Origin of the sequence: Cohnella pontilimi (genome assembly GCF_005049045.1) — a bacterium.
Taxonomy (GTDB): domain Bacteria; phylum Bacillota; class Bacilli; order Paenibacillales; family Paenibacillaceae; genus Cohnella; species Cohnella pontilimi.
Window position 1 is genome coordinate 109662 of record NZ_SUPK01000006.1, and the last position, 13487, is coordinate 123148.

Genomic DNA, 13487 nt, shown 5'->3' on the forward strand with positions numbered 1-13487 from the left:
GACATGACAAACGGGCGGGGGATTCTGGCATGAAAACGTGGTACCAAAGTCTCCAGGTGGCGTTCACGTTCATTGGCACGGTTGTGGGAGCCGGCTTCGCCTCAGGGCGGGAAGTGATGCAGTTTTTTACCCGTTTCGGGCATTGGGCGCCTTTGCTGATTGTGCTGGCCACGTCCTTCTTCGTATGGATCGGAGCCAAAGTGATGCTGGTGGCGGCGGAAATCAAGGCCAAATCGTATGAGGATTTGAACAAGCATCTGTTCGGGGAACGTTACGGCCGGTGGGTCAGCCACGGCATGCTGTTGGTGCTGATCGCCGTTAACGCGGTCATGCTGGCCGGTGCGGGCTCCATTTTCTCGGAGCATCTGAATTTGAGCTATCAAAGCGGACTGCTCATCACGATGTTCGCCTGTTATGCCGTCCTGCAAAATGGCATGAAATCGATCATGACGATCAACACGTTCGTGGTGCCGGTCATGATCGTGTTTACCGCCGTGCTCCTGTTCGATACTTTGGCGAGTCCAGGCACCGATCACCGGGCAGCACTGGGAGTAGACGTGTCGCCCTGGGCGGCTTGGTTGTCACCGTTTCTGTATGCCGCGTTTAACTTGGCCATGTCGCAAGCGGTGTTGGTGCCGATGGGCTCGGCTGTGGCGGATCCGAAAATTTTGCGGCGGGGTGCATGGCTCGGCGGAATCGGGATCGGCTTGATGCTGCTGGCCGGTCATTTGACGCTGGCCGCCCGGATGCCGGGCATTGCGGAATTCGAAATCCCGATGGGAGGCATTGCGCTCGAGTTCGGCGCGTGGATTCATTGGATCTTTGTATTGCTGATCTTCATGGAGATTTTCACGACGCTGGTCGCCGATGTTTTCGGGTTGACCCTGCAAATCGAAGAACGGATCCATATGTCCAAAAAACTCATCATCGGCGTTCTGCTTTTGTTTTGCTTTTTCGTCGGACAGTTCGGTTTCGGTCCTCTTCTGTCGACGCTGTATCCGCTGTTCGGCATGCTCAGTCTGGGGTGGCTGTTCCTGATGGGCCGGGATAAGGCGCTGCAAGGGGGCGTCAGGCCCCCCTCGCCGCCCATTCCATGATTTGCGCGGCCGGCAGTCCGTCCTGCAAAGCCTCGGCCACATGTCGATGACAGGTGAACAAGATCACCTGGCGTGACTGCGCGATTTCACCGAGAACCGATACGGTTTCACGGAGCCTCCGCTCGTCGAAGTGGACGAACAGGTCGTCCAGCAGCAGCGGCAGCGGGATTTCTCCGGAAGCCGCTTCCGCCAAGGCGAACCGCATCGCCAAATACAACTGTTCTTGCGTACCCCGGCTAAGAAACGCGCTGTCGGTCAGACGCCGGTCCGCCGTTTCCGCCAAAATGGCATTGGAGTCTGCAGGTGCGATAATCCGGCTGTAGGCGCCGCCGCTCATTCCCGCGAAATAATGGGAAGCGATCCGCAGCACTTCGGGCTGGCGCTCTTCTTCGAACACCGCTTTCGTGTCTTTCAGCAGCCGGTCGGCGATCGCCAGCACGGCATATCGTTCCGCCAACTGCTCCAGCTTGCTTTCCAGCTCGGCCAATCGAAGACGGCGGTCCTCCGCCTCAGCCTCCCGCTGCAGACGTTCCAGCTCTTGCGCCAGCCGGCCGCGGCGATCCAGCAGCTCGGTTCTTTCGCGCTCGGAGGCATCCCGGGCTTCTTCCGCCTGACGCAGAAGCGTGGTCAGCATCGCTTCGTCATGCGAATCAAGGAGCAGGTAAAGTGCGGCAGCCGATTCCGCCGACCTGCCCGCTTCAAGCCGCAGCTCGATTTCTCGGCGTTCACGGGTCAGATTGCGGCGCCGTTCGTCGATGTGAAGACGCTGCTCGTACGCTTGCTCGTCCTCGGCCTGCGCTTCCCGGATGACCTGAAGAACCTGCCCCTCCGCCTTATCCAACACCTGCCTTGCCTCTATTACCGCCGCTTCGGCCTGTTTCAGCAGCCTTTCCGTCCGAACCGCTTCCGCCTTGACGGCACGTTGTTCCTCCACCTTGCGGAACAGCCAGGTGACGGACAACGCCGGATCCGTTCGCATCGAGGCCGGCGGCGGACATACCTCGAACAGCGCCGCCGCTGATTGCCGAAAGCCGGCTTGCAGTTCATCCAGTGCCGATTTGCGTTCGAGAGCTCTGGTGCGGCTGCGGATCGCCGTCTGGCCTTGCTCCGCCAAATTCAGCAAATCCGGCAGGCTGTCAGGGGTAAGCGCGGCAGGTAACTTCCTCGCGCCCAGCCAGTTGCTCCACTCTGCTTGCAGCTCGTCCAGCCTTTGTATGGCCGCCCGAATTTCCGCTCCGAGCGATTCTTTTTCCCGGTCCAGCTCGGCGATTCTGCGCTGCAGCTCTTGCGAGCGGACAAGCTCTTGCTCCCGGCGTTCCAATCGGGAAAGCTCGTCTTGCACTTGCCGGCGGAGACGTTTCCAGACGTCGTCTTGAAGCAAAGAAGCGGCAGGGATATCGGGATTGACGAGCAAATCCCGCAGACATTCCCGTACACGCGATTCACGCTCTTGCAGCACTTCCCCCATGTTGTTCGTGGAGTCCAGCTTGGGAGAGCGGCGAAAGGAGGCCATTCGGAAGGCTGCCCAGCCGGTGAACAACGCAAAAATGGCGGCCACGCCGGCGGCGGCGGTGAATATCATTCTATTGCTGGAGAATGCAAACACGATCGCCACTAGAGCCAACAGAGCCGTTGCCGCAAACAGGGGCAAGGACGGCTTGCGGGCTGGCTGTCGTGCCGCTCTGGACGATCCTTTTCTAGGATCAGCCGATCCGGTCGTGGACTCCGCACCGCCGCCGGTATGGGCTCTCTCGAATCGGCGCAATTCATCTTCCAAGACGTTCCAAGCTTGCTGCAGCGTTTCGCGGCTGGTGGCTCGAAAGATTGTGGTTCCATCTGGCATGTGTTGTGCCGCTTGAGGCATATTGCGCGCTTCAGCGGTCAGCGCCTCGCGTTGACGCTGAAGCCGAGCGGCGTCCGCCTCCAATCGCTCGCGGCGGCGCTCCGCTTCTCCCCACGCCTGCTGCATCCGGCGAAGCGACTCTCTTTCCGTCGTGACGGAAGCGAACGCGGCCAAATCGTCTTCCCGCCATTCCGGGGATAACCGGGACAACAGGCTTTGAATGGTATCCTCCAATAGCCGAAGATCGGCCGTAACGGACTCGGTTTCTTCCTGACGGGCGATCACAGCTTCCCGCATAGCGTCGAGTTTTTCCAGCTCCGCCGCATGTTCCAGCAAAGCTTCGTCCCACGGCAGGGCATCGAGCTCGGAACGGAGCTGCTGAACGGAGAGGCAAGCCGAGCTGTAACGCTCCCGCGCTTGCCCTCGGTTGCGCTGCAGCTCAGCCCAAGCGGAAGCCGCTTCATCGGAAAGAGGCTGATCTTGCGGATTCGGCAACCGGCGAACGAGCTGTTCTTCCTCTTCGAGCAGCAGCTTCCTTTTCAGCCACCATTCCCGCAAGTTGACTGCCCCTTGAAGCTCGGCGACCTTTTCGATTAACGGCGGCAGGGTCCTCTCCAAGTCGAGGAGCTTCTCCTCCGTGCGGGCGAGCGCTTCCTTCGCCTCCAGAAACATCGCCACGCCGCTGCGGCTTTGCCGGAGTACCGCTTCCGTCTCCTTGATCGCGGCCAAAATCCGGTTCATTTCCTGCGTCGTGCCTCTTGGCCGGTACAGCTTGTCCATATCGCCGGCCAGCTTCTTCCGGGCTTCCGACAACGCTGCCCCTCCGGCGAGACCGGCATGATACAGGAAGTTGCCGATCTCTTCTCCCTGCAGAGTGCGCAGCTCATGAAGCTCATCCAGCGAGACGGCAAATAGTTGGCGAAACAGGCGCTCCGACACGCCGCCGAGCCCATGGCGCTCCCATTCGGACTGCGACCATCCCAGCTCGGCTCCGTTCTCATCTCGTACAATCAGACCGCCCGCCGTTTTTCTTAAGCCACCGCCGTCCGCATAACGCTCCAGCATCCACTGCCGGCCGCCGCTCGCCGAAACCAGCATCCGTCCGCCATGCCGTCCGCCGAAAACAGGCTCCCCCCGCTCGACAAGATCTTTCCGGGTGGGAATGCCGTACAGCATGCTGCGAATAAACCGGAGCAGCGTACTCTTGCCGGCTTCATTCGGCCCGTATACGACGGTGACCGGCGCATGCAAGCTGCAGCTCAGACTGTGCAATGCCCCATATCCGTCCACATGCAGCTCGCGGATGAACATCAAATTCCCTCCTTCGTAAGTAGTGGACATCGCCGACCGCCGCGCCCTTACCCCGCGTCCTCGTCCCGCAGCATTGATGCCGTGAGCTCCATCGCGCGCCGGATCAGCTCCGCGCGATCCTCATCGCTGCGCGAGGAGAGCCATTCGCGAATTTTGGGCTGACTGCGGAATACGTCCAGCGCCTCATCCGTCAGCTCACGGCCTAATGCCGGATCCTCTGACGCCCGTATCCCTCGCCGCACAAATTCCCCAAGGAAGCCTTCCTCCGCCGCCAAGCCGCGCAAATTTGCAGCACCGGCCGTTCGCACGGACAGCGATTCGGGCCATACCCAATCGTCCCGCTCCTCCGGCGATCCCAGCCACTCCCGCAGCTCGTCCAGCCATTGCTCGGCCGCCGAATCCGCAAGCAGCGCATCATGCAGCACGCCTCGGCCTTCCAGGCGCAGACGAATCACGACCGGCCGCCCGCCGGCCGAATGGCGCGCCTCCTCCGCCGCCTCCAGCAAGCGGTCCTTCAATTGCTGCTCCCGCTCCGCGCCTTCGATGGACACGCCTTTCTCCATCCACAGCACATCCGAAGTGCCGCGAAAATCCAACCGCACTTCACCGGCCTCCGAGACCCGCACGACATAGACGCCCTTCTCGCCCGTCTCGCGTACGCTGCGTCCCTGGATATTGCCCGGGTAGACGACGTGCGGATACTCATGCAGCACACGCCTGTCGTGCACGTGTCCGAGCGCCCAATAATCGAACCCGGCCGCCGCGAGTTCAGCCAACCGGCACGGCGCGTAATTGTCGTGTGCGGGGTCGCCGTCCACATTGGCATGCAGCAGCGCCAAATGAAACGGTGCCCCCTCCTGCTTCCTATATCGCATCGCCAAATTATCCGTTACCGCCGCTGTCGGATAAGATATCCCGTACACATGCGCGGCCAACTCCCCGCTTCTCCGATAGGCCGGAACACATTCCGCCGCCGAACCCGCCGATCCGAACACGTGCACGCCGGCCGGCCAATCCAGCTTCGCCTGACGCCCGCTCTCGGGATCGTGGTTCCCGTGCACGACAAAAACGCCGATGCCTTCCGCCGTCCAATCGGCCAGCATCCGTTGCAGCCTTAGTTGCGCGCGCAGAGAGCGATCCGCGGCATCATACAAATCGCCGGCGAGCACGACGAAATCGGCACCTTCCTGCTTAACCACATTCCCCAATCGCCGAAGCGCCTCGAAAGTTGACTCCCTAAGCCGCTGTCTCACGGCCTCCGGCACTTTCGTCAGCCCTTTGAACGGACTGTCCAGATGAAGGTCGGCTGCATGCACAAACGTAAAAGGAACTCCCATCTCCGTCGTCCCCCGTATCAATTCCCGCCCGGTTCCGGCGATTCCGCCGCGCTTGCCGGACCGTACGAAATGTAAATCCGTTTCAACTCCCCGATCACCCGGTTCAGCGAGTACGTTTTCTTCGCTTTGTTCATCGCCGCGCGCGCCATCTCATAACGGAAATGCGGATCGGCAATCACCGTCTCCAGGGCGTCGGCCAGCGCAACCGGATTTTCCGGCTGCACCAGCAACCCGTTTACGCCATGATCGATCTGCTCCGAAATCCCGCCCACGTTCGTGCCGACGAGCGCCAGCAAACAAAGCGCCGCCTCCGCAAACACCGAACCGAACGCTTCCGCCCGGGAAGGCAAGACGAACACGTCGAAAAACGGCATCAGCTCCTCCGGGTGGAGCATGTAACCGTAAAAAATCGTATCGTCATAAATGCCCAGCTGCTGCGCCATCGTCTCGAGCTCTTTGCGGATCGGTCCGTCTCCGATAATATGCAGCACGAAAGGCCGGTTCCGCTTGCGAAGCTCCGCGCAAGCCTTCAGCAGCAAATCCAGCCCTTTGGCCGGCACGAGCCGGCAAACGGTGACGAGCTGGGCGACTGCGTTATCGTGGGCGATCGGCTTGAATCTTTTCTCGTCGTATCCGTTCGGGATCACTTGGATGCGGTCCGTATTGCGCATATAAGAGGACACGTAAGAAGCGAACGAATTGGAAACGGTCATGAGCAAATCCGTATGAAGCTCCAGCTCTCCGTAAAGCGAAGTCAGAAAGCGGTGCTCCGGCGACCCTTCCACAATTTTTCCGTTCAAAATGAGCTCTCTCTCGTAGCTGGAGTGCACGGTCATGAGCAGCGGCGTGTCGGGAAAAATCCGTTTCATCGCGAGAGCGGCGATCGGATGATGAGCATGGATGAGATCGAATTTCTGCGAGGAAAGCCGAAGCTTCGTCCACCAAATATAATCTTTGAACGTCTGTATGTATTTGTCGACGATGGGGTTGCCGGCATAGGCCGTCCAATCGAACGTCGAGAAAACCACTTCGTCGGAGCCTTTATTGCGGATGCGCTTCGGCAGCGAAAACAGTTCCATTTCCCAGCCGATTTTGCGGAAACGTTCCCTGATGTAAGGCACCATGGAAGAGACGCCGCCTGGCTGTTCCGGTGGAAAAAACAGCGCCTGCAAAATGTTCAAGGGCGATTCCTCCTCTGCTTGCCGACCTTCTCGGTCTTTGGAAAATATGATATATTAGAACATATGTTTCTGTAAAGAAAGGTAGAATTCGCGACCCAAAGGAGCCGTCATGCCTTCTTTCGCCGTTTCCGGATATAACGCCGGCCTGTTGTTTTCTTCCTCGATCTCTGTTGTTGTGCTCGGCCTCATGCTGTTCATGTCCGTGCGTCTCTACGCCGGCAACCGCAAGCGGGCTTACCGTAACCTGCTTATTTCTCTCGCTTTCATCTTCATCCACCATTTCTTGCAATTGACGCTTTCCATCGGCTTGCTGCCGGGGGCGTCCGTTCTCGCGTTCATCGGCAAACTGCTGCAGGTGTCCGCGTTCATTGTGATGAACTTCGCGGTTTTCGAGCTGTATTACCGCCGACGACCCCGAACGCGTCTGTGGTTTTTCGGCTTGCTGCTCGCAGCCTTTCTGATCGCCGCGGGCGGCGCTTTGCCGGGTGCTTCAGCCGCTGACGCCGGTTTGGCGGAACGGATGCGGCATACCCCTGTTCTGGACGGGTATATGCTCGTTCTGCCGCTTTTGTTCGCCCTGATGTTCGGTCCGCATATCGGCCAACGCCGCAAATATATGGCCGGACTCTTGGCAGCATTCCTCTCCCAGCTGTTCGTGTTCGCGAACAAATACGGAACTTCCGGCTGGAATTTCGAGATCGCCGCCGAATTAATGCAGGTCGTCTACTATGTGCTCATATTCATGCTGCTGTTCGAGCGGGTCGTCGAGCTCCTCACCTCCGCCTACCGCTCCTCGATTACCGACGGGTTGACCAACTTGTACAACCGCCGTTATTTTGTCGGACAACTGGAGCGCGCGCTGCGATCCGGCAAACCGGTAGGCGTCATCTTCTGCGATATCGACAATTTCAAAAGGCTGAACGATACCCACGGCCATCATCGGGCGGACGGCGTGCTGAAGCAGGTTGCCGGCATTATTCAGGAGGAGACGCAAGGCTCCGGTCTTGCCGGCCGATACGGCGGCGAAGAATTGGTCGCTTTCGTGGCAGGGCCTGCGCTTGCCGGCATGCAAACGGCGGAATCGATCCGGGCGAGAACGGAGAAAGAAACCTTGGTCACGTTAAGCATCGGCCTGTGTGTGGCAATGCCCGGCATCGGTCTTGGAGCGGAAGCGCTGTTGAAACGTGCGGACCAGGCCATGTATCAAAGTAAAACGACGGGCAAAAACCGGGTGACGGATTATGCGGAGCTGCCCGACGCCGGAGAAATTCCGTTTGGACCGCCCGCCCGCCGAGGCCGGTCGGGAGCTCACTGATTTGGTTCCATGCCGGACGGTCATATATACTCAGAGAGACGCAAACGCATACCGGCGCCTCGCCGGCCCGAAGGAGAAGACCTGCAGCATGCCGACATTACCGACATCTTACATATACAACATGTCCCGTTTGCTCGGCGATGAATCGGAAGCCTTTTTTAAAAGCTACGAAGAGCCTCGAGCGTTCGGTCTGCGCCTGAACCCGTTAAAAGTAAGGGCTGCGGACCCTGCAGCCCGCCGCATGACCGAAATGTTCGGCCTTCATCCCGTCCCGTGGTGCGCGGACGGTTATTTTTATGAAGAATCTTCCCGACCCGGCAGGCATCCTTATCATGCCGCAGGGCTTTATTACATGCAAGAGCCTTCGGCGATGATCGCCGCCGAGCTGCTCAATCCGCAGCCCGGTGAAATCGTGCTCGACCTGGCTGCCGCCCCCGGCGGCAAAACGACGCAAATCGCCGGCCGAATGAAAGGCCGGGGACTACTGATCGCCAACGAAATTCACCCGTCCCGCGCCAAAATATTATCCGAAAACGTCGAGCGGCTCGGCATCTCCAACACGATGGTCACCCAGGCTTCTCCTCAGGAGCTGTCGGCGCGGTTTCCGGAGCGGTTCGACCGGATTTTGCTTGACGCGCCCTGCTCCGGCGAGGGCATGTTCCGCAAAGACCCGGACGCGGTCCGCGAATGGTCGCCGGAATCCGTGAACGCCTGTGCCGTCCGTCAGCGCGATATTTTGCCTCACGCGGCGCGGATGCTGAAACCGGGCGGCACGCTGGTGTATTCCACCTGCACGTTCAACACGGTGGAAAACGAGGAGACGATCGCCGATTTCCTGTCCCGTCACCCGGAATTCCGCCTCGTGCGGGAGGAGCGGATGTGGCCGCATCTCGGCCAAGGCGAAGGGCACTATGCCGCTTTGCTGCAGAGAGAAGCTTCGGCCGGTTCAGCTGATCGCAGCGCCAAGGCAGCTTCGAAATCACGAAAAGGTTCCTCCGCTCCCAAACTGGAAGAAGCGGCTGTCCAAACGTTTCGCAAGTTTGCCGAAGAATCGCTCCCGGGCTTCCGGCTGCCCGAACCGGGTTCGCCGCTGCTGTTCGGCGAGGCGCTGTATTGGCTGCCCGCACCGGCAGGCTCGCCCGCCGCTCCGGAAACGCTAAGAGGGCTCAAGATACCTCGACCCGGCCTGCATTTGGGCGACATTCGCAAAGGCCGCTTCGAGCCCGCCCACGCCTTGGCGATGGCCGTCGCTGCGCACGATGCCGCCGTCACTGCCGATTATCCCGCCGACTCTGCGGAAATCGCCGCCTATTTGCGCGGAGAAACGCTGCCTGCCGCTCCGGGAACCAAAGGCTGGGGACTGACGACCGTCGACGGTTATCCGTTGGGCTGGTTCAAAGCCAGCGACGGACAGCAAAAAAACCGCCTGCCCAAAGGCCTGCGGCTGCTGTCTAAATAGAAATATATTTCGGATGCTTATACGAGACCAGACGTTCCAATACCACTGCGACACCGTCTTCGTTGTTGGACAGCGTCACCTCGTCCGCTTCGGCTTTCACCTCGGCGGGCGAGTTCTCCATCGCCACCCCGTGCCCCGCAAACACCAGCATCCCGATGTCGTTGTAATAGTTCCCGATCGCCAGCACCTGCTCGCGCGGAATTCCCCGCAAACCCGTCAGCTTCTCCAACGCCTTGCCTTTGGTCGACTGAGGGTGCTGCACGTCGATAAAGTTGACTCCGCTGCGGACGTAGTGCAGTCCGTCCACCCACTCCGCCCAGTCAAGCTCCACCTGATCGAGCACTTCTTTGGGCGCATACATGGACAGCTTGACCGTCTTTTCCGGCAGCCCTTCCTCGGGACGGCGCAAAATGGGACGAGCAAACCATTTTCGGTACATCTCCGTCGTGAACTCGTCCAACTCATGGACGTATAAATCAAAAGCGGTATTGATGTCAAAATGGATATTTCGGGCCTGCAAGTAATCCACGTAACGAGCCGCCGGTTCGTGAGCAATTTCCGTCTCGTACAAGACGGTGCGGGTGGCGCTGTCGACGATTGAAGCTCCGTTATGGGTAATCATCGTTCCCGGCAGCCCGAGTTCCTCGAGCACGGGCAATGCGCTCGTGGAGCCGCGCCCCGTACACAGCACGATTTCGGCCCCATTGCTGGCGGCCGCGCGCACAGCCTCCCTGACCCGCGGTGTCAGCTGATGGTCATCGTCGAGCAGCGTACCGTCGACATCTAATGCAATCAGACGAAAAGTCAATTTGTTCCATCCTTCCGGTATTTTCGCAGGCTTTCCGTTTCCTCGTCCGTGAGCTCACGCCACTCGCCGGGGGCAAGAGCCGGATCGAGCTGCAGCGGTCCCATCGACACCCGTCGCAAGTAAACCACCTGACGTCCCACGGCTTCAAACATGCGCTTCACCTGATGAAATTTTCCTTCATGAATCGTCAATTCAATCCAGCACACCGTGCCGGCAGCCGCCTCGGACATCCGCCCGGCGGGAACCCGCCGAAACGGCTCGGCGATCTCCGGGTGAGCCGGAGCTTCCGCCGCACTCGCCGCAGCCAGGACGGTGAGCGCGGCCGGCAGCGTCACATAGCCGTCGTCGAGGGTGACGCCCTGGCGGAAAGCTTCCGCCTCCCGATCGCCGACTTCCCCGGCCACGAGCGCCCGGTACGTTTTGGGCACGTGTTTGCGCGGGGAAAGCAGATCGTGGGCCAGCTTGCCGTCGTTCGTCAGCAGCAGAAGGCCTTCCGTATCTTTATCCAGCCTGCCGACAGGAAAAGGCGAAAACACGGCGATCTCCGGATCGAGCAAATCCAGCACCGTCCGATCCCGCAAATCTTCCGTCGCCGACACGACGCCGGCGGGCTTGTGCAGCAGCACATACACGGTATCCCGGTAACGAATCGTCTCTCCGTCGAAGGCGACCGTATCTACAGCGGGATCGATCTGGATGCCCGGATCCTTCACCGGCTGCCCGTTCACGGTGACCGCCCCTTGCCGGACAAGCTGCTTGATTCCGCTGCGCGTTCCGTATCCGAGATTGCCGAGCATTTTATCCAAACGCATCGTTTTCTTCATCATTGGTCCTTTCTATGCTTGCTACACCCAGCGCCAGCCGGGCAGCCGCTCGTTTTTGAGCGTCGTGCCGTCCCATCGTCCCCATCCGGCGGGGAATCCGCCCATACAGACAAGCGTCCATCCTTTGCCTTCCGGTGCACCGGACTGCGGCTGAAGCGTTTCTCCTTTCAAATACCGCAGACTGTCTGAAGAATCGGATGCCAGCTGCAGGAGGCGAACGGCTTGTCCGCATGCGAGCCCCATGGCGAGCGCCTGTGAAGGCTCAAACCGGTGTTTGGTCGCCGTACCGAGAAGCCAGCCCGGCCGGATCACATGGAGTCCGTCCAACATCGGTAACGGTTCAGGTTGTGCGTACAACATGGTTCCTCTAACCAGCAGTTTTCCCGGCGGATGCCAATGAGGCAGCTGGTCCGCACGAAATTGTTCGAACTTGTCCAGCACATCGGCTTCGCTTATTTGAACCCTGTTATGGGCTGCCTTGCGGCTTTTCCGTTCTCCCGCTTCCAGACCTCGCATCTGCTGAACTTGCTGAGGAGCTCCAGCATCTGAATCACTGCGTCGGCGTTCCAGCAATACGGCAAAGTGCCCTTCTCCCCGGACTCGATGCGGCCAAAGCCTGACGGCTCCGGCAAGCGAAGCGGCCCGCTCCTCCGATAACCCGCGCTTTTCGTCCTCGATCAGCCAATCCGGCCGTCCCGGCGCGAAGCCCCAGCTCTCCGGAAAGGCCGGCGCAACCACCTCGAACTCCGGGAAAGCGGCAATAAACTTCGCAATCGTCCCTTCATTCTCCCGCGCATTAAACGTGCAAGTGGAATAGACGAGTCTTCCGCCCGGCGCGACCAACCGAGCCGCTTCCTGGAGAATGTCCTGCTGCATCGCGGCATATCCGTCTGCCGAAAGCCGTTCGTATTGGCGGAGCATGTCCTCGTCTTTCCGGAACATGCCCTCGCCGGAGCAAGGCGCGTCCACCAGCACGCGGTCGAACCACGCACCAAAATGATCCGCGATCGCTGCAGGCTCCTCATTCAGCACTACGGTATTGCGGACTCCGGCCAGCTCCACGTTTTTCGCCAACGCTTTGGTCCGTTCCGACGCATTGTCGTTGGTCACCAGTACGCCTTTCCCTTGAAGCTTGGCGGCCAGCTGCGTCGACTTTCCTCCCGGCGCCGCGCACAGATCCAATACGCGATGGCCCGGCTCTACGCCCAGCAGCTCCGCCGGCAGCATGGCGCTCGGCTCTTGTATGTAATAGACGCCCAGGTGATAATGCGGATGCTTGCCCGGGCGGTCATCTTCTTCCGTGTAAAAAGCGCCTTCCGCCCATGGAACGGCGGTCCTCGCATATTCGGATATGGCGGCCAGCTCTTCGCCGCTCAGCTTCAGTCCGTTGGCCCGCAGACCGGATGTCTTGGGCTTGTCGTAAGAGGCAAAGAAGGATTCCGCTTCTTCTTGCAGCAAATCCCGCATCGCCGAAACGAATCCTTCCGGCAGTTTCATGGCTGTATGTCCTCAATCTTTCCCGCACGGTTAATGGCCGCCTGAATCTCCAGCCACAGCTCCTTAAGCCCCCAAATGTCTTCCCGCTCCCACAACTCGTTGAACCGGAGCTGAAACTGCGCGGCTTCCCGAATTTTGCGGTAAAAATAAAGCTCTTGGATCGCATTGAGCACGTTGCGCACCACCCCGGCGCTTTCCTCGAAATCTTGCTGCGCGTCGACAATCTCTTTGCGGATGCTGGACATTTCCGTATCCAATTGATACGCCGCTTCGGCGGCTTTGCGCAGCCGCTCCCGCACATGCTCCGGCAGCTGCTCTTTATATTTGTAGTTCAGCGAATGCTCGATCGTCGCCCAGAAGTTCATCGCCAGCGTCCGAATCTGGATTTCCGCCAGCACAGGCTTGGAGCCGATCGACGTCTGGACCGGATATTCCACGATAAGATGGTAGCTCCGGTATCCGCTGTCTTTGAAATGGGTGATGTAGTCTTTCTCGTATACGAGCGTCATATCTTTGCGCTGACGGATCATTTCGGCCACTCGGTGAATATCGTCCACGAACTGGCACATGATGCGGATGCCAGCGATATCTTCAATGCCCGTGTCGATGCGATCGTGCGGAACTGAGAGCCTGCGCGCCTTGTCCAAGATGCTGGAAATCCGCTTCACCCTGCCGGTCACGAATTCGATCGGCGCATACTCGTCCCGCGCTTTCAGTTCCCTGCGGAGCGATTTGAACTTCACCTTCAGCTCTTCCACCGCCTGTTGATAAGGCAGCAAAAACTTGCCCCAATCCCGTCCGTCCATGACCTACCT

At 59.5% G+C, this 13487-nt stretch carries 10 protein-coding genes; 3 read left to right on the forward strand and 7 right to left on the reverse strand.

Annotation, left to right across the window (positions count from 1 at the left end):
* Nucleotides 1–29: 29 nt before the first annotated feature.
* On the forward strand, nucleotides 30–1097 hold the full coding sequence (locus tag E5161_RS13170; protein ID WP_136778282.1) for a YkvI family membrane protein: 1068 nt from the start codon (nucleotides 30–32) through the stop codon (nucleotides 1095–1097).
* Here the strand turns inward: E5161_RS13170 and E5161_RS13175 are convergent.
* Genes E5161_RS13175 through E5161_RS13185 form a run of 3 tightly spaced genes read right to left on the reverse strand, consistent with a single transcriptional unit; the run spans nucleotide 1069 to nucleotide 6769 of the window.
* Entirely contained in the window at nucleotides 1069–4251 is a 3183-nt protein-coding gene (locus tag E5161_RS13175) for an AAA family ATPase (protein ID WP_169306689.1), read from the reverse strand. The genes E5161_RS13170 and E5161_RS13175 overlap by 29 nt on opposite strands.
* 47 nt (nucleotides 4252–4298) lie before the next feature.
* Complete coding sequence (locus E5161_RS13180) at nucleotides 4299–5588, reverse strand: metallophosphoesterase family protein (RefSeq protein ID WP_136778284.1); 1290 nt, start codon at nucleotides 5586–5588, stop codon at nucleotides 4299–4301.
* Between the two features lie 17 nt (nucleotides 5589–5605).
* On the reverse strand, nucleotides 5606–6769 hold the full coding sequence (locus tag E5161_RS13185; RefSeq protein ID WP_136778285.1) for a glycosyltransferase family 4 protein: 1164 nt from the start codon (nucleotides 6767–6769) through the stop codon (nucleotides 5606–5608).
* A 109-nt stretch (nucleotides 6770–6878) separates the two neighbouring features.
* On the opposite strand from E5161_RS13185, the gene E5161_RS13190 reads away from it, so the two are divergent.
* Nucleotides 6879–8084: a GGDEF domain-containing protein gene (locus tag E5161_RS13190; RefSeq protein ID WP_136778286.1), complete on the forward strand. Its 1206-nt coding sequence runs from the start codon at nucleotides 6879–6881 to the stop codon at nucleotides 8082–8084.
* A gap of 88 nt (nucleotides 8085–8172) precedes the next feature.
* Nucleotides 8173–9543 carry an RsmB/NOP family class I SAM-dependent RNA methyltransferase gene (locus tag E5161_RS13195; protein WP_136778287.1) on the forward strand — a complete coding sequence of 457 codons (1371 nt, stop codon included), beginning with the start codon at nucleotides 8173–8175 and terminating at the stop codon, nucleotides 9541–9543.
* Here E5161_RS13195 and E5161_RS13200 read toward each other — a convergent pair.
* From E5161_RS13200 to yjbM, 4 genes are read right to left on the reverse strand one after another with little or no spacing between them, the layout of a single operon-like run.
* Nucleotides 9536–10351 carry a Cof-type HAD-IIB family hydrolase gene (locus E5161_RS13200; RefSeq protein ID WP_136778288.1) on the reverse strand — a complete coding sequence of 272 codons (816 nt, stop codon included), beginning with the start codon at nucleotides 10349–10351 and terminating at the stop codon, nucleotides 9536–9538. The two genes, E5161_RS13195 and E5161_RS13200, sit on opposite strands and share 8 nt — an antisense overlap.
* The gene (locus tag E5161_RS13205; RefSeq protein ID WP_136778289.1) at nucleotides 10348–11175 is read right to left on the reverse strand and encodes a pseudouridine synthase; all 828 of its coding nucleotides are present in this window, start codon (nucleotides 11173–11175) and stop codon (nucleotides 10348–10350) included. The genes E5161_RS13200 and E5161_RS13205 overlap by 4 nt, the downstream gene beginning before the upstream one ends.
* Nucleotides 11176–11196: 21 nt before the next feature.
* Nucleotides 11197–12672, reverse strand: a complete 1476-nt coding sequence (locus E5161_RS13210; RefSeq protein WP_136778290.1) for an RsmB/NOP family class I SAM-dependent RNA methyltransferase — start codon at nucleotides 12670–12672, stop codon at nucleotides 11197–11199.
* A complete protein-coding gene (gene yjbM / locus E5161_RS13215; protein ID WP_136778291.1) occupies nucleotides 12669–13478 on the reverse strand; it encodes a GTP diphosphokinase in 810 nt (269 codons plus the stop codon). Before yjbM ends, E5161_RS13210 begins: the two co-directional genes overlap by 4 nt.
* Between the last annotated feature and the right edge of the window lie 9 nt (nucleotides 13479–13487).